This is a genomic window from Alteromonas sp. BL110, assembly GCF_003443615.1.
Taxonomy (GTDB): Bacteria; Pseudomonadota; Gammaproteobacteria; order Enterobacterales; family Alteromonadaceae; genus Alteromonas.
This window is the reverse complement of record NZ_CP031967.1, coordinates 3,007,254-3,025,568: the sequence shown is the minus strand read 5'-3', so window position 1 is coordinate 3,025,568 and position 18,315 is coordinate 3,007,254. Positions and strand designations below refer to the sequence as shown.

Sequence of the window (18,315 nt, the reverse complement as noted above, 5' to 3'; positions counted from 1 at the left end):
AAAAATTATCGCATAGACAAGCCTATTAATAATGCGCTTGCGTTTTAACGGCTTAATTTAATTAAGCGCCCGCCTTCCTTATCTTCAAGCACATAGATATTGCCCATGCTGTCTTGTTCAACTTCACGCACTCGCTTGCCCCACTCGTAACGCTCTGCTTCTTCAACTTTCCATTTGCCTTCGTCGTCTTTATTAAAGGAAACACGAACCAAAGCTTTTGAAGACAAGCCACCAATGAAGCCATTACCTTTCCAATCACTGAACTTGTCGCCTTTATAAATGATAAAACCCGCAGGGCTAATAGCAGGTACCCAGGCTAGTTCGGGCGATTTAAAAATAGGTATATCTTCATGATTAGGAATTTTTACGCCTGAATAATGGTCGCCCTGCGACACGGTGGGATAACCGTAGTTGCGACCTTTCTCAATAAGGTTAAGTTCGTCGCCATGGCGCGGCCCCATTTCGTGAACCCATAAATTGCCGTGTTCATCAAAGTCGATGCCAAGCGGGTTGCGGTGCCCTAACGTCCAAATTTGCTCGGTTACACTACCCTGCCCGTAAAAAGGGTTGTCTTCTGGCACACTTCCGTCTTCGTTCAAGCGTAAAATTTTGCCCAAATTCATTGCCATGTTTTGAGCTGGCGTAAATTTTTGGCGCTCGCCAGAGGTAATAAACAAATAGCCATCAGGCGAAAAAACCATACGATGTGAATAATGGCCGTTACCCGTCATCTTGGGCGACTGACGCCAAATAAGCGTTCTATCAGATAGCTTCGCGCCACTATCAGTAACGCTCAGCGTAGCTCGCTCTATTACCGCACCGCTAAACGCATCGTCTTTTTCATCTCTTTCAATATAGGAAATGTAAATAGTGTTATTAGACGCAAAATCTGGGTGAATAATGACATCACCTAAACCGCCCTGCCCGCGCGCTGTAACACTTGGTACATTGCTTACCGCAAAACGCTTTTGCTGATTTTTATCAAGCAACCAAAGCGTGCCTGCTTTTTCGGTTACCAAACTGTGCCCGTCTGGCAAGAAAGTCATCGCCCACGGGCTGTCAAAAGTAGCTTGTACACTACCGTTAACAGTGGCGCCATTACTGCCTTTCATTTCAATCTGTTTAGATGAGTTTGTCTGGGCAAAGCTACAAAATGAGGTAGCAATAAGCATAACCAATAATGCGGCTTTTCGGCTCATGCGGCTTTTGTGCATATTTGTTGTTTGCATCTGCGTTCTAACCTTTTTAACGGTTTGCGTATTGCTGGTTACACGTTGAGGCGTTAATTACACGTCAACGGGCGGCGCAAATAATTTCAGTTAGCATTAGTTACGTAGGTTTAATTAAAGAGGTTTATATTATTGCTTACGTTTTGTTTTTCACATTTCTAAGTTATGAGGTTTCCATAAACTTTCTTTAATGAAGCCGAGCTTTACTTAAGCCCCGCCTATGTTACTTTCGATGTAGTTTTAGCAACGAAGATAAGGAGGTGATCATATGTCTAGAGTTAAGGTATTTGAACAGGCAGCTATGAGTGAGGGTCGTTCTAGCTAACCCCTTTTACGCAATTGCTCTGTAAGGCTGCCTAGTCAGCCCAGCTCGGAAAGCCGCATCACGTTGCTGATTGCGGCTTTTTTCTTTTTAGCTGGCTATTTTTTGACAAGCAAGAGCGACTATGACAGCGTAGGATAAACAAACTATAAAAAACTCGCGCCTGATAGCGAGAAAGGGAATTTCAAATGGTTCAAAAGCTTGCCTGTGTTTTTATCGGCGCCGTATTTACCCTCAACCTAAGCCTTAGCTTTCACGTAAACGCCAAAGTGCGTGGCGAAGCCGAAGTTAAATCAATAAAGTCAGAAATTTTGAATGAGTCGCGAGAACTGCTTGTTCACTTACCCAATAACTATTCCCGCTATAAAGACACCACTTACCCAGTTTTATATTTGCTAGATGGTCAACGTAATTTTGCGCATACCGTAGGCACGCTAGATCTGCTAAATCAGTCTGGAATGGCACAGGAAATGATTGTTATCGGTATTACCAACACCGAGCGCACGCGAGACTTCACACCTACCTATGATGAAAGCTACAACCAATGGGGAATATCTGGTGGTGCCGACAACTTTTTAGACTTTCTAGAAAAAGAACTAAAGCCTTACGTAGGGGAAAACTATCGCACCAATAACTACGCGATTGTTTCTGGGCATTCATTAAGCGCCCTTTTTACCTTATACGCACTGCAAGAGCGGCCTGAACTGTTTCAAGCTTACTTCGCATTTAGCCCAAGTTTGTGGTGGCACGAAGAAGTGGTATTTCCAGAGGCAAAAGCGTTCTTTGCGTCAGATAGCGACCTTAACAAATACCTTTATATCAATATGGGTAACGAAGGTGGAAACATGCTAAGCGCATACGAACGTTACGCTGAACTACTAAATAGCAGCGAACGAAAAGGGTTTACCTTTGATACCGAGCTAGACACATCTGAAAGCCACAATACGACTGCACTTGCAGGTATGAGCTTGGCGCTTCAAAAGCAGCTTAACTCGTTGCGCCCAACAGGTGCAATTATACAAGAAGGCATTCCTGCGGTAGAGCAATACTATAAAGACCTTTCTGCAAAATACGCTTTTGAAGCAAAGCCAGAATATAAAGCCGTAAACCACGCGGGTTATGCGGCGCTAAACAACCAAGACTTTGACTCTGCCATTGCAATTTTTAAGAAAAATATAGCTCGTTTCCCTAACAAGTCTGATGCCTACGACAGCCTAGCGGACGGTTATGAAGCAAATGGCGATTTAGCCATGGCGCTCGAAATGCGAGAGAAAGCGCTGGCAATGAGCTTTGAAGAAAATGTTGAAAATGGCTCTTATAAAACGCGGCTAGCTAACTTGCAAAAGAAGATTGCGGAAGGTACAGGCGACTAGCTAGTGAGCGCCTGATTTAGCATATTGCTAGCATTGACCGAATAATAGTAGGAACGTACTCTGGTACGTTCACTCGTAATGGAATACACATAATGACATCAATCAAGCTCTTTTCCTCTTTAACACTTTCGTTTTGTTTAGCTTCGTTATTGGGTTGTACAGAGCCTGAAACCCTGTTCCCCCCTCCCTCTGCTGCCGCAGAATCAAAAGAAGCCAACCTTTTGAAAACTGGGCTTGCTGAACGCATTCGAATTGAAGGGCAAGAGGTTGATTACCAATCTTTAGAACAAAGACAAGCGCATTATGATGTACCTGGTGTGTCTGTCGCGTTTATGAGAAATGGGCAAATAGCTTGGACCGTGCAAAGCGGCGTTAAAGATTTAACCACTGAATTGGCTGTTGATGAAAACACGGTATTCCAAGCAGGCAGTATTTCTAAACCCGCATTTGCCGCAATATTAATGAAATATCGCGAAGATAATCCGCTAGATTTAGATGCAGATATTAATACCTTACTCACCAGCTGGCAGTTACCTGAACATGAGTGGACTGAGCAAGACGTTGTTTCATTACGCAGATTATTAAGCCACACGGCGGGCACCACAGTGCACGGCTTCCCCGGTTATGCAGCGGGCGAACCAGTACCTAACTTGCAGCAAGTGCTAGAAGGTACATTTCCCACCAATACGGATGCCGTTGTTGTTGATATTCAACCTGGCACGCAAATGCGTTATTCCGGTGGCGGCACAACGCTTGCTCAGCTTACCTTGCAAGACATAGCTAACGAGCCCCTGCCAACTATGTCACAACGGCTTTTGTTTAAACCTTTAGGCATGACGCGTTCTGGCTTCGAACAACCCATATCGACCAACTTGTCAAACAATATGGCTACGCCGTATGACGGCGACGGTGCGCCAATTAAAGGTGGCCCGCATACCTACGCCACATTAGCAGCGGCTGGCATGTGGAGTACGCCATCAGACATGTTGAAGATGGCAAACGGCGTTCGTAGCGCGTATTTAGGGCAGAAAACCGACTGGATATCGCAAAACACCGCGAAAGAAATGTTAACCAACAATACGCCAAGCATTGAGCCACCTATTGTAGGCATCGGCTTTTTTATCAACATGGGCGACGATGGAGAAATTCTGGGCTTTGGCCACGGCGGCGCAGATGCTGGGTTTATGTCGCAGCTATACCTTGAACTAGATACCGGCAACGGCTACGCCATTATGACTAATGGCAATAATGGAACACAGTTAATAAGAGAGCTAGAAATACGCTTAAAAGAAGCATTAAACGTAGGTTACTCGGAAGCTGAAGTTAAGAAGTTAGTACCCATAAGCCAAAAGGAGCTAAGTAAATACATTGGAACCTATGTGGTAACTACCCCCGTAAATGTTAATGTGGTGCTAGAAAAAACAGCCAATGGTTTTGTGCTCAACGCCTTACCTTATGTTGAGAATGAAGAATATTTTCATGAGGGTGGCGGACGATTTTTTGCAAAGAATGGGAGTAGTGTTCGTTTTGAAGTGGATGATGAAAAAGGGCTGGTTAAGACGGTTATAATGGATGGGAATATTCGGGGGGTTAGGAAGGAGTAGTTGATAAGGTTATAAACGTTAACTTGAGCTATACCGTTTTGTGCTAGTTGCGCCGTTGACATATTCGAAGCCAGACGGCAGCTAGGTGCGTGAAGCAGACGCCCAAGAATAGAATTCTCCGTTAAACAGATACAGCAAAGTTGTTTTAATTGTCACCATGTTGTCTTGTAGTCCTATTTAGAAATTTAACCGATGAGTTAATTCAGTAACTATAGGCGGCAAGACTTGTGAACTTATGCAGTTGAGCTAAAAGAATAGTTCAAGTAGCTCCTTTCGCCCGCTGGGGAAACACATGGCGCCACTTCGTTATTTTGCCTGACATACTGGCGTCTTTTACCTTAAAGTCAAGCTATCCGAGGAACTACGAACTACAGAGATGGTTCACTATGATGGATGACAATCGGAACGAATTCGAGACCGAAGCCCCCCCCTCAACCGGAAATACACGCCGTGTAGAGGCCTCGAGCGTGTTTGTGCTGGGCGTGGTCAACGAAATTGGGGCGGACCATCCGTATTATTTCGTCAAGAATAATGTCCTGCGACTTAAAGGCTACAAATTTCCCTATACCGAAAGTGAAATTAGCCGGGATTTGGATACCGGCAACGGCCACAGCAATGTAAACGTGCCACTTGAAGAGTTATCTCCCCGTGTGTATGCGGCCATTCTGTTTTATGACTATAAAGATTTCGATAGACGCCTTAGCGTCCAGTATCGCTCATCTTACTTAGGTAACGTCAACGGCTCCAGTAATAACCTAGCCTTCATAACGGAAGAGACCATTTTTGATTATCAAGCTTCCTTTGACATCACCGAAAACTTCGACGCGCTTGTATCGGTTAATAACTTAACCGATGAAGCCAATCGCTCATATTATGGTGATCGTTCGAAAACGGGCAATATACAGTATTTTGGCCGTAACTATTTCGTAGGTATCGATTACTCATTCTAAGACACTGCGAAACACTTCGTTCGACCCACTGGGGTTAGCTTCGGCTACCCTTTTTTAATTGATTACAAGAAAAATTGTGTCTTACCGACAACGCGCTTAGCACAACAAACCTTTGCTCCTGAGCTCTTTAAATAAGCGTCATTATGAGCAGCTATAATATCGCCAGCGCAGAGTACTACTGCTCTATCACATTGAGAATTTTCGCTTTTAACTCTTTGCTGTAAGTACGGCTGGCTTTGAGCACCTTACCATTCACCAACTGAACGTTAAACTCTGAATTACGCAGGCTCTCAAGGTGTTGAATGTGGCGCAAATTAACAATGGTAGACTTATGAATTTGCAGAAACTCATCAGGTAACGTGTCGTGCAGCAAGTTTTTAAGCCGGGCCCGCATAACATAAGTTTCACTGCGGGTATGCACACACATATAATCCCCTGCCGCATCGACCCAAAATATATCAACGAAAGGCACTAAAGCGGTGGGGGAGCGGCCATCCTGAATGACTAGCTTTTCCTTATCGACGTAGTAACCTGTCGAATGCAACGAGTCCTGCTCACTCCACGTTGCATGCGGTGCAGATGACTTCGTCATAGACTCCTGTGTAGCAAGCATGGTTGCTTTAGACGTCTGCAGTCCGATATTTTCCTGTACTCGGGCAATGGCCTCGCTCAGACGAGCCATTTTTATTGGCTTAAGCAAGTAATCCACGGCCCGCACCTCAAACGCTCGAATAGCATACTGATGATAGGCGGTGACAAAAATGATCGCAGGATAAGTTTCTGGTTGCAGCGCTTTTAACAAATCAAAACCAGATTCCCCGGGCATTTCAATATCCAGAAAAACCAAATCAGGCATGCAGCGGTTGATAACTATCAGTGCCTCATTAACGCTGGTAGCCTCATCAACAATGTCTATAAACGGAAATTGCTCAAGTCGTATGCGTAACCCTTCTAAAGCGCTGAATTCATCATCCACCAACAAGGCCTTAATTCGCTTCATGGCTTGCTCCCACGGTCACTGGGATCCATATTTTCACCCATGCCCCCCCCTCAGCATTATTGCCGGTCTCAAGCGAGGCGTGACCTTGGTAAATCAGTTTCAGACGTTGCTCGCAATTGCTCAGTCCAATACCGGAGTCTCTCTGAGAGCTGGCAACAACGTCCTCGGACGGGAAGCCTTTGCCATTATCTCTGACTGTTACCAACAATCCTTTATTATGCGTCACGAAATCCACATTAATTGTAATAGGTTGCTCTGGGATCATGCCGTGTTTCAGAACGTTCTCTACCAAGGGTTGTACAATTAGCGAGGGGATCAGGACATTGTGGCAGTCAGGACTAGCCTGAATATTTATCTGCAGACGGGATTGAAAACGCCCTTTCTCAATATCCAGATAATTATTTAGGATCTCAATTTCCTCTGCGACCCGGATAGTCGACAGCGGATCGGTATATAAACTGTAGCGCAAAAAGTCGCAAAGCTGTTCAAGCATTGATATGGCATGGCTCTTCTCATTTTTCAGAATTAATGTGCAGGTCGCATTAATGCTGTTGAACATAAAGTGTGGATTCAACTGATACCGCAGCATTTTCAATTGCGCTTCATTCGCCAAATGCAAGGCTTTGTCGGCTCGTTCGCGCTCTTCTACACTGGTTAGGTAATTTTTAATGCCGTAGTAACCGCCAGTCCAGGTTGCCAGCATGGTTAGTGACGCAGATGTCCAGGTTCCAAAATCGAACCAGGTCATCGGTACCCACCAAGAGCCGTATAGCGCTTGTAGCGTATACCATTTAAATTGCGTCCAAACTAAGGCGGCCACCAATATCAGCATCACATGTTTAACCACCACATATTGCTGCGATGTTGATGCCTGGCGATAAAGCCAGCGTAACGCTAATGTAATGGTAATACCACACAAGGTGTCCAGCACCAGGTGGGGCAAATGAATGCGCCATGGTTCGTTACTGGACAATTTGATCATAATTTCAGTAAGCAGGGCATAAACGGCCCAGCCGCTCAACTGACAAAGCCAAAAAAGTCTTATTCGGGAAGGTAATTTTTGCACAAATATATCAATGCTATTATCGATAACGTTGTTTTTCAAAACGGCGGGCCCTTAGTCTGCCCGCGTTTACAGAGACGATTTAATGTGGAATATATTCAATAAAATCGTAATACGCCCACGCGGCCTGGTTATAATACTGGCCTGGAAAATAAAACGCTTCTGCGCTGTTGTCACCATGCCAATGGTTGATCATAATTTTGGTGTTATCCACTGGCCACGCATAAGCCGGAATTTCATCCTCGGCAATATAGCCATCACCATTATCTTTATACACCACCCGCAAAGTTTGCTCATTGTCTGAAGCATCATAGACATACCAACGAATTTGCGTAGCCGACCAGTCAAACCCGATAGTCAGTAGTTCATTCTGAATATTTAGCCCGAACTGCCCTAGCGGCACATCCTGCTCCCAGCTTTGATACTGACCACCTTCGGGCTGATAAATGACATTAGTATGTACCACATTGCCGAGGCTAGGGAGAAATTCAATATCAATTTCCTGCCATGCCCGTCCGGGTTCATCCCACCACGAAGTATAAGTGAAAAGCGATGACACGGTGCCAGCGGTATTGCCGGTTTTTAATGAGCCTTGGAGTTTACCGTAACTGTAATACTCGCTCGACTGTAATTCGGAACAGGTCCCATCGGAAACCGATAGTGTAATGCCATGGGAACTGGGTGAAATAGCGCCTTCGTTGAAAGTACAACCGAACGGGGTTCCATTAGCACCATTTCGTGCTTGCCATACTGAAGTGTTGTAGCCCCAGCTAAAATCATCTCTAAAATAATCAGCAGCAAATGCCCCCGCACTACTTGTTATAGTGGCCGCGATACACAGCATTGGAAGGGTTTTCATAATACCTCCTGTTTTGAGTAGGTGCAGACAGCCACTAAAAATTAAGTGAGTGACAGTCCGCAAGTGAGTGGAGTAAAACAACAAAATGCCGACCAGTATGTCGAAGTAGCTATCCGCCTATTCACAAGCAATATTTAACCTTTGATAACAGGCAAGAAATCACCTCTAAACCGAAATCCTACACACTGGCTGCATTTTGTTAACAAACTACATACAAAAAACCTTAGCTGGAACGGAATTTCGCTAACCCGAGTGGTAAATACAATGACGCGTGCAAAGCCGCTTTTTATTGAACAAAGAAGCTAGCGTCGATTGCTTAAATTAATCATCATACGACTTCAGCAAAAAGTAGAGGTAGGTAGAGAACCTACCTACTGCTATCAGTTTACTGACAAGACATTACCCTATAGTTTGTCGCCGGATTTTTCGCCAAGGCTATTTCAGCCACAGCCAGGCTGAGTTCACCTTTACCGATGATGCGTAGCGCTGAGTCCGTTGCGTTATCTGAGCTCTCAGTATCCAGACAGTCGGCAGCAACACTAATCCCCACCCATTGTCCCGCTAGCAACACTGATTCGTCTTTATCTATCGCTACGGTGTTCTGACATGTGCTGTCTGAACATTGCACCTGCAATGTAATCGGTGACGAAGACTGCCAGTCATCAAGACGAATTTTCATATTCAGGTAACGCCCTGCAAAAACATCTTCTGCCTGATAAGCCTCAGAGTAGGTCAATATCGCGCTTCCTAATGCCGCTTTCTTCCAACTAAACTTGCGGCCATCTTCCTGATAAGCAAGGTTCACCGATTGCATAGTCAGCGAGCTGCCATCAGGACTAACGCCAGAAGAAGATGCCATCAACGCGATCTTATTTTTGCTATCAGATAATGCCCATTTCACACCATCACTGAGATTGCGAACAAACAATGGCTTCATATCCTGAGTGTTTTTCTCGTCAGCCACTGTGACTGCTTCGCTGACTTTCTCAACTTGTGTATGGTCCTGATATGTGAGCCCATAACCATAAGGGAAGAGCGGGTCATAATTTATGTCGTTTCTATTAAGTAAATATTGATCATCAAATTTTGGCCACGAAAAGCTCAACCTTCCGGTAAAGTCGTAGTTTATTCCGCCTTCAGGTTTACTTAAAATAACATCCGTGACACCCTGCCCTTCAGAACCTGGTAACCACGCAGCGACAAACGCATCAGACTTATTCAATATTGGATTTATCCAAAGAGGTCGCCCACTTAAAAATACAGTAACAACCGGCACCCCCTCCGATTTGAGCTTTTCCAGTACTTTCAGGCTTTTATTATTGTTATCCTCAAACCTTAAGGTTTTTATGTCGCCAAACCATTCGGCATATGGCTGCTCGCCGAGTACAACAACCGCAGCATCCGGTTTTTGTTTGAACATGCCGCTCTCACTGTATTGCACCGTACCACCTGCAGATTCAACACAGTGTTTTATGGCCGCATAAACAGACGTTGCATTGGGAAAATCCGCGTTAGTATTGTCTGTGCCCTGCCAAGACACACTCCATCCGCCGGCCTGCATAGCAATATTATCAGCGCCCTCTCCGGCCACCAAAATATGACTATCCGCCGCTAGCGGCAGCGTATTGCCATTGTTCTTGAGCAGCACCAGTGATTTTCTTACCGCTTCCCGTGCTAAGGTTTTGTGCTCAGTCGCATTAAGCCATTGTGGATGCTCTGCACCTAGTCGCTGTGTAGGTTTGCCTCGTGACAACACACCCCAGCGTATTTTTGCTCTTAAAAACCGCCTAACTGCGTCATCAATTCTGGAAATAGGAATAATACCGTCTTGAACCTGTTTCACCGTATTATGAAAGAAAGCCTCGTAATGCTCTGGCACCATCAGTACATCTACTCCGGCGTTTATGGCGGCAGCGCATTGCTCCAAATCGCAGCCATCGACAAACTTATGGGCATTCCAGTCACTGACAATAAAACCATCGAAGCCCATCTTGCCTTTAAGCACCTCGGTCAGCAGATATTTGTCACCATGCACCCGCTTACCATTCCAGCTGTTAAACGATGCCATAACCGACTGCACTCCGGCTTGCAATGCGGACACATAGCCCGCGGCGTGGATATCTCTTAGCGTTTTCTCATCTAATCGGGTATCGCCTCGGTCAATGCCGCCCTGCGTACCCCCGTCGCCGATAAAATGCTTGGCGGTAGCGATACGGTGGAAGCCCTTGAGAAAATCCTCTTCTGGATGTCCCTGAATCCCCATTACCATTCTGTCTGCGTAGTCAGCGACGATTTCAGGATCTTCTGAATAACTTTCGTAGGTGCGTCCCCAACGGTCATCTCTGACGACCGCCACTGTTGGCGCAAAACTCCACTCAATGCCAGTTGCTGCTACTTCTTTGGCAGTGGCAATGCCAATTTTTTCGATAAGATCCGGATCCCGGGCGGCGCCAAGCCCGATATTATGAGGGAACAATGTGGCACCAAAAACATTACTGTGGCCGTGCATGGCATCGGTTCCCCAGATTGTTGGAATGGTGCTGCCATCCAGCGTCGCGTCAACTGACGCTGAATACATCTCATCGGCATATTTCAGCCAGGTTTGCGCATCCGCTTGCTTGATCCCATATGGCGCAGAATTGCCGCCGTTAAGATAAGAGCCAAAGCCATATTTACGCATTTCGTCAACCGTCAAATAGCCAATCTCTGGCTGAATCATCTGCGCGACCTTTTGCTTCAGCGTCATCCCAGATAGCAACTTTTCTACCTGGCGTTCAACTTTTTCATCATCGAGGTTAGGTTTAGCTTCGACTGACCAATCTACACCTGTTGGTTGTGCAGAGGATAAATGGCAATAGCAAAGCAGAAAAAACAGTGAGCATGTACGCTGCACTGTTGTTTTGAAGTTGTTCATTTCAACATTCTCAATTAGGAATTTAATTACAACAAATTTGTGCGGAATAATGCTACAGGCCTGTTGGGCTAAAGGCCTGTAGTCAGCATCGAAAGTAGACTACCTCGTTAGAAGCTAATCCCAGCTCTGACACCATAGTAGCGTGGCATTCCAAAGCTTCCCTTCCCAATACCTTTACTCGTGTTATTCCAATACTGAACCACTTCATCGGTAGCATTATTGACAAAGACTTCAGCAAACCATTTTTGATTGAGCGGTTCGTATTTGACCGAAGCATTCAACAAAGCGAAGCTGTCTCGAGTGTCATTCATGTAGCTAGTGGTTTCGTCTGGCACCACAAAGTCCATGTCATCCAAGTGCTTGTCCAAATTCCAGATTGTGGAATAAGACTTATCCTTCCAGCTCACATTAAACCAACCATGTAAATACCCGTAACTCCCAAGATTTACGGTGTGGGTATAACTGACATTGGCCGTAAACTTTGGCGTCATAGCCATATTGTTACCCTTCAGATTAGTGGTCAGCGTCTCATTGGTTGGATCGATGGATTCATCATAGGATATGTTAAACAAATATTCAGGATCGTAGTCCCATTTTGTAATCCAATCCTCAGTAACCTTGGCATCTGTCCAAGTGGCATATCCAGTAATTCGTCCACCAGCATAAGGCTTCCAGTCAAACTCAAGTTCAATTCCCTTAATCGTGGAACCCGGGACATTCTGAGTGTAGTACGCTATTACTGGCTGATTTTGAAAATCAAGAACCGGTTGTCCATTGTCATCTAAAATGGGACTCCCCTCTTCATCTTCTACCGCAGATAAGCGCTCTACATTTCCAATAGAGCCCACAGAAGCATATTGCATATCGGTGTAGTCGGTGTAAAAGAACACGGCTTGTAAATTCAAAGAATTATTCAGTAGGCTCGACTTTGCTCCAACTTCCCAAGTCAGTACTTCCTCGGGGTCAAACGTCGTTTCAAACCGCGTAATGTCGCCCGTACGGTCGTTCACCACTTCGTATACGTCACCAATACCACCAGCCTTGAAACCCGATGCGATATAGCTGTAAATCATAGTGTCCGGGGAAACATCGTAATCTAGCCCAACACGAAAATCATGGTGGCTCCAGCTGCCTTTGTTATCGTTAGCAAAGAAGCTTGAATAGATAGACGGGTCCTCAAAGTAGTCAGTAGGCAAATCATTTAGGATGGTGCGTCCAAACCAACCAGGAGCGCATCCATCGGCATTAGAGCAGCGATAGGTGCGGCCTCCTACGTCTTCTTTAGTTTCATCGCTAAAGCGATATCCCAGCGTGAGATGTAAATCGCGGCTCAAGTTATAGGTAGTTTGACCGAAGATCGCCATAGCGTCGGTAGAACGATCCGGTTGATCCCAAAACGCTTTGTCGTCCATAGGATTATCATAATATCCTAAGGTTGTGGTTTTTTCGTGAAAATAATTCACCCCAACAATCCAGATAAAATCGCCCATTTCATCCGACTGCAGTTGCAACTCAGTGGAATAGGACGTAGCACCTGTGCCATCAAGAAAATAAGTGGCTCCATCCCAGGGATCCAGACCAATTTCAGAATCCTGTCGGGATGAACGCTCCATGTCTTCATAGCCCAATAGCCAAACCATCGTCAACTCATCGGTAAGATTATAGTTAAAGGTGTTGCGCAGATAGGTAATATCCAGATTAAGCTCACCAGGCACGTTCACCACTGCCTGATAAGTATTGTCACTTGGCAGTAAATTGTTGCAATCACCACCATATTCAACAGGTCTGCCTCGTAATTTATCGCAGTTAACCAAATCAACATTACCACCGCTTCGATTCACATAGTGTTGAAACACGGTATGGTTCGAAAAATCACCGTCAAGTGGTGCCCACAGCGTACTGATACGAAATGAATATTCATCTGCATTGTTATAAAAATTATCTTTACTTGCTGGCGTTAGTGCTCGTACCTTCTGTGCTTCAGGATCGGTTCCCGCTGCGTCAATCCACCAATTTTCCCGTTGCGTAACGGTACTGCCAATACCTTGATAAGAGTCATCTGAAATTACCGGTGCCGACAGCACCTCATCACTCAACCAGCGTGTATCGTACTGGTTAGGATCGTAATAACCTTCCAGATATGAATCCCGCTTCAATCCCTTGGCAGCAAAGCGAACAGCAAAGTCATCGCTGACCGTAATATTTAAAAAACCGTCCAATACTCTGCTCTGATAGTTACCCGCCTCCACATTTACAGCACCATTAGTACCGCCAAATGAAGGCTTGGCAGAAATCACATTTATACTGCCCACCGTGGAATTACGTCCGAATAAGGTTCCCTGAGGGCCGCGCAACGCTTCAACACGGTCTACGTCATACATCAGGGCCAGCGCGCCTTGCATGCGCGGCGAGTATACGCCATCAAGGTGAACGCCCACCGCTGGATCACCGAGCTCGGTAATGTTTGTGGAACGCACACCACGCATTGAAATCACTGGCGCAGACTGATCGGTGGCGGTTGAGATATCCAGGCCCGGTACCAGATTGGCAATGTCTTTAACATTATTCACGCCATTTTGTTTTAATTGCGCCTCACTTAACGCCGAAATAGCCACTGGCGTATCCATAAGCAAGGTTTTACGCTTGGTAGCAGTGACGGAAATAATCTCCAGACCGAGTTCATTCTCTTGGGTATTTGACTGGATGGAAACTTCTTTTTGCTCTGTTTGAGCTTCCTGCCCGTGGGCAGAAAAAGCCAGGCCAACTAACATGGCCAACGTAATTTTATTGTAATTTTGCATCTATGGTGTCCCAACTTCATATGGCTATTAATTGCAAAGTACTCAACCCGAGCCCTTTACTATCTGTTAACAATTTACATACAAAATCGCGATGCGCGAATGAGTTTTCGCCAACCCGAGTGGTATATACTATGACACGTGCAAGGTCGTTTTTTACTGTACCAATGAGCCGAAAAAAGCAGTCTAAAGCGGCAAAAAATGAAGTGTGATTACATCGAACGCGCCAGGTTGTCTTGTTGCCAGTATTTCTTCTTAATCACACCAGCATTGGCGAATGGGTTTATCATTCTATCCAGATGTCAAATGTCACTAAGACTAGGGAAACTGCGAATAAGTCCTGCAATTTAGTCCTTGAGCCAGCCTTTGCATTCGCCGTCTAATTTTGAACGCAAAATTCTCAATTTTGGCCAATTTACTGCCGTTTTAGGCCGGATTTCGACCTAATTCCGGGCTATTCTCGGATTTTAGACAGATCTTGGCTGTCTTCGTAGCATTTGGTCTACTTTAAACAGGTTCGCCAAGGTGAATAGCATGGCTAACTGCGAGTCATTTTTCATCAGCCCTTTATAGCGTGCGTTGATAAAACCAAATTGGCATTTGATGATGCGAAACGGGTGCTTAACTTTTGCTCGGATGCTGGCTTTTAAATATTCGATGTTGATGGCCGTTTTGTTTTTGCGGGGATGCTTTTTCAGTGCCCGAACTTTTCCGAGACTCTCAGCAATCAGCCATTCCACATCCTTTTCTTTAAGTTCTTCACGCTTCTCTGCGCCTTGATATCCAGCATCGCCAGAGATGAATTCCTCATAGCCATGCAACAGGTTCTTCATCTGATTCAGGTCATGTTCGTTGGCGGCGGTGGTCACCAATGTATGGGTCAGGCCACTCTTGGCATCCACACCAATATGGGCTTTCATGCCGAAGTGCCATTCATTACCTTTCTTGGTCTGATGCATATCCGGGTCACGTTCATTCTTTTTATTTTTAGTGGAGCTAAACGTTGGCCAGAAAATGGCGATAAGTTTAAGCCCGTACCTGAAGGCTTTCGCTTAGCAAATAACCGGAAAGTACTTCCTCCTAAATAAAACTGTATGAAAACAAAAAAGCGAACCAGAAGTGGTTCGCTTTTTTATTTTTACTGACCTCTAAATCCAACTATCGGTTGCAAACTTTATTCGAGTTGCAAACTTAATTCCGATAGTTGCATTCTTTATTCGCAACCTACACTAACCTACTCCTCAACATAACTCTCGATGCTAGGGCATGAACAGATAAGGTTACGGTCGCCGTAAACGTCATCAATACGGTTAACCGTTGGCCAGAACTTGTTTCTGTGTACTTCTGGTGCTGGATACGCCGCTAGCATGCGGTCGTAGCTGCGGTTCCAGTCGCTGTCACAGATGTCTGCTAGTGTGTGCGGTGCGTTGTGTAGCGGGTTGTCAGTGGCATCCCACTCGCCGCTTTCTACTTTCGCAATTTCTTGGCGAATGCTCACCATCGCATTAATGAAACGGTCTAGTTCGTACTTCGCTTCCGACTCGGTTGGCTCAATCATAAGCGTACCTGCTACTGGGAAGCTCATGGTTGGCGCGTGGAAACCGTAGTCGTTTAAGCGCTTCGCAATATCTAGCTCGGTTACACCGCTTGCTTCTTTAAGTGGGCGAAGGTCAATAATACATTCGTGCGCTACGCGGTCGTTGTTGCCTTTGTAAAGCACTGGGAAGTGCCCTTCTAGCTTCTTAGCTACGTAGTTAGCATTTAGAATTGCCACTTCGGTTGCACGGCGTAGGCCAGCGCTACCCATCATTTTGATGTACATGTAGCTAATAGGCAGAATAGATGCACTGCCCCATGGCGCTGCCGATACCGCACCACAGTCTTTGCCTGCGGTTTCTACGTTAACAACCGTGTGGTTTGGTAGGAATGGTGCAAGGTGCGATTTAACACCAATTGGTCCCATACCTGGGCCACCGCCACCGTGTGGAATACAGAAGGTTTTGTGTAGGTTAAGGTGCGATACGTCTGAGCCAATAAAGCCAGGTGACGTAATGCCCACCTGCGCGTTCATGTTGGCGCCGTCCATGTAAACCTGACCGCCGTGCTGGTGAACAATATCACAAATCTCGCGCACGGTTTCTTCGTATACACCGTGGGTAGACGGGTATGTGATCATGGCGCACGATAAGTTCTCGCCCACTTCTTCTGCTTTTTTGCGAAGGTCGTCAAGGTCTACGTTACCGTTAGCGTCACACGCGACTACTACCACTTTTAGGCTAACCATTTGCGCAGAAGCTGGGTTAGTACCGTGAGCAGAGCTTGGAATAAGGCACACGTTTCTGTGACCTTCGCCACGGCTTTCATGATAGCGCTGAATAGCTAATAGACCTGCGTATTCACCTTGTGCACCTGAGTTAGGCTGCATTGAAAGCGCGTCGTAGCCTGTTACGTTAATTAGCCACTCAGCTAGCTCGGCAATCATTTCTTGATAGCCCGCTGCTTGGTCTAGTGGTGCAAACGGGTGAAGCTGACCGAATTCAGCCCATGTTACAGGGATCATTTCAGCCGTTGCGTTTAGCTTCATGGTGCACGAACCCAATGAAATCATTGAGTGGTTAAGCGCCAAATCTTTGTTTTCAAGGCTCTTGATGTAACGCAGCATCTCTGTTTCAGAGTGATACTTGTTAAACACTTCGTGTGTAAGAATGTCGCTAGTACGTACTAAACCTTCAGGAATAGATTTTACGTCTTGCGTGGTTACTTCTGCATCCAGACCGTCCACGGTTAAGCCGTGCTCTTCGCCAAGCAGTACGTCGAATAGCGCAACAATGTCTTCACGTGTGGTAGTTTCGTCAAGCGACACACCTACCGCACCTTCAAGGTCTGCGCGCAGGTTCATGCCTTTTGCGTAGGCGCTTGCTAGTACGTCTTCTTTGTTGTTTACCATTACGGTTAGCGTGTCGAAGTACGTGCTGTGCTTAAGGGTTACACCTTTATCTGCACCTTTCTGGCTAATACCAGTGGCAAGAATGTCGGCGAAGCGGTGAATGCGTTCAGCAATAGTTTTAAGGCCTTGTGGGCCGTGGTACACCGCATAGAAGCTTGCCATGTTGGCTAGCAGTACCTGCGCTGTACAAATGTTCGAGTTCGCTTTTTCGCGGCGAATGTGCTGTTCACGGGTTTGTAGCGCCATGCGAAGTGCTGGGCGACCACGGCTGTCTTTACTTACACCGATAATACGGCCAGGCAGTGAACGCTTGTAGCTGTCGCGTGTTGCAAAGAATGCCGCGTGTGGGCCACCGTAGCCCATTGGTACACCAAAGCGCTGCGCACTACCAAGTGCAACGTCTGCACCTAGCTCGCCTGGCGACTTAAGCATTACCAAGCTCATTAGGTCAGCGGCTACTGCCACAATCCCTTTTTTCGCCTGTACCGCAGCAATGATGTCGCTTATGTCTTTTACTTCGCCTGTAGAAGTTGGGTATTGAAGTAGCGCTCCAAAAATATCGTGCTCTGCTGCTTCTTCTGCCGCACCTTTGATGATTTCAAAACCAAACATTTCGGCGCGAGTTTCTACCACGTCAACCGTTTGCGGGTGAACGTCGTTTGCAACAAAAAACGCATTCGCTTTTTTGTTTTTAGATACGCGCTTAGCAAGGCCCATGGCTTCTGCTGCGGCTGTACCTTCGTCAAGTAATGACGCCGATGCTAGCTCTAGGCCAGTTAGGTCAATGGTCACTTGTTGGAAGTTAAGAATGGCTTCCAAACGACCTTGGGCAATTTCTGGCTGGTAAGGCGTGTACGCGGTGTACCAACCTGGATTTTCTAGCACGTTGCGAAGAATAACGTTTGGTACGTGTGTGTCGTAGTAACCCATACCAATGAATGAACGGTTAATTTTGTTCTTTTCTGCAACGGCTTTAAGTTCACTTAATGCTTCAACTTCTGTCGCTCCTTCACCACATTTTAGTGGCTCTGGTAGCGCAATACCTGCCGGTACAGTTTGCTCGATTAAATCGTCTAGTGAGCTTGCACCAATGGCAGACAGCATTTCTTCAATTTCGCCTTTACCCGGGCCAATGTGACGGCGGATAAATGTATCTTTTTGCTCTAATTGAGCCAATGTAGGGGAAGTATTCGACATAACGTTGTTAAGCACTCGTAATGGTTGCCGCAAGGGCGCGTTAAATCTTTAAGTTAAAA

10 protein-coding genes and 1 pseudogene are annotated in these 18,315 nt (G+C 45.9%); 3 read left to right on the top strand and 8 right to left on the bottom strand.

Features of this window, described 5'->3' with window-relative positions:
• Positions 1-44: 44 nt before the first annotated feature.
• Positions 45-1,229 (bottom strand): PQQ-dependent sugar dehydrogenase, encoded by a 1,185-nt coding sequence (locus D1814_RS13030; RefSeq protein WP_118492923.1) that lies wholly within the window; start codon positions 1,227-1,229, stop codon positions 45-47.
• 510 nt (positions 1,230-1,739) lie between these two features.
• Here D1814_RS13030 and D1814_RS13025 point away from each other — a divergent pair.
• The 3 genes from D1814_RS13025 (at position 1,740) to D1814_RS13015 (ending at position 5,478) form a co-directional block, all read left to right on the top strand.
• A complete protein-coding gene (locus tag D1814_RS13025) occupies positions 1,740-2,924 on the top strand; it encodes an alpha/beta hydrolase-fold protein (protein WP_118492921.1) in 1,185 nt (394 codons plus the stop codon).
• A 92-nt stretch (positions 2,925-3,016) separates the two neighbouring features.
• Positions 3,017-4,528, top strand: coding sequence for a serine hydrolase domain-containing protein (locus D1814_RS13020; protein ID WP_118492919.1), 1,512 nt, complete (start codon positions 3,017-3,019; stop codon positions 4,526-4,528).
• A 389-nt stretch (positions 4,529-4,917) separates the two neighbouring features.
• A complete protein-coding gene (locus tag D1814_RS13015) occupies positions 4,918-5,478 on the top strand; it encodes a TonB-dependent receptor (protein WP_147402514.1) in 561 nt (186 codons plus the stop codon).
• Between the two features lie 175 nt (positions 5,479-5,653).
• Here the strand turns inward: D1814_RS13015 and D1814_RS13010 are convergent, their stop codons facing one another.
• The 7 genes and pseudogenes from D1814_RS13010 to gcvP all read right to left on the bottom strand — a co-directional run bounded on the left by D1814_RS13010 (position 5,654) and on the right by gcvP (position 18,256).
• Positions 5,654-6,478, bottom strand: coding sequence for a LytR/AlgR family response regulator transcription factor (locus D1814_RS13010; protein WP_118492915.1), 825 nt, complete (start codon positions 6,476-6,478; stop codon positions 5,654-5,656).
• The gene (locus tag D1814_RS13005; protein WP_232368879.1) at positions 6,465-7,583 is read right to left on the bottom strand and encodes a sensor histidine kinase; all 1,119 of its coding nucleotides are present in this window, start codon (positions 7,581-7,583) and stop codon (positions 6,465-6,467) included. Before D1814_RS13005 ends, D1814_RS13010 begins: the two co-directional genes overlap by 14 nt.
• Before the next feature lie 40 nt (positions 7,584-7,623).
• The gene (locus tag D1814_RS13000; protein ID WP_118492913.1) at positions 7,624-8,400 is read right to left on the bottom strand and encodes a family 16 glycosylhydrolase; all 777 of its coding nucleotides are present in this window, start codon (positions 8,398-8,400) and stop codon (positions 7,624-7,626) included.
• A gap of 385 nt (positions 8,401-8,785) precedes the next feature.
• Positions 8,786-11,314: a glycoside hydrolase family 3 protein gene (locus D1814_RS12995; protein WP_118492910.1), complete on the bottom strand. Its 2,529-nt coding sequence runs from the start codon at positions 11,312-11,314 to the stop codon at positions 8,786-8,788.
• 107 nt (positions 11,315-11,421) lie between these two features.
• Positions 11,422-14,115 (bottom strand): TonB-dependent receptor, encoded by a 2,694-nt coding sequence (locus tag D1814_RS12990; protein WP_118492908.1) that lies wholly within the window; start codon positions 14,113-14,115, stop codon positions 11,422-11,424.
• 464 nt (positions 14,116-14,579) lie between these two features.
• A pseudogene (locus D1814_RS12985) lies at positions 14,580-15,110 on the bottom strand (IS5 family transposase); the annotation flags it as partial.
• 236 nt (positions 15,111-15,346) lie between these two features.
• Complete coding sequence (gene gcvP, locus D1814_RS12980) at positions 15,347-18,256, bottom strand: aminomethyl-transferring glycine dehydrogenase (RefSeq protein WP_118495388.1); 2,910 nt, start codon at positions 18,254-18,256, stop codon at positions 15,347-15,349.
• Positions 18,257-18,315 lie beyond the last annotated feature (59 nt).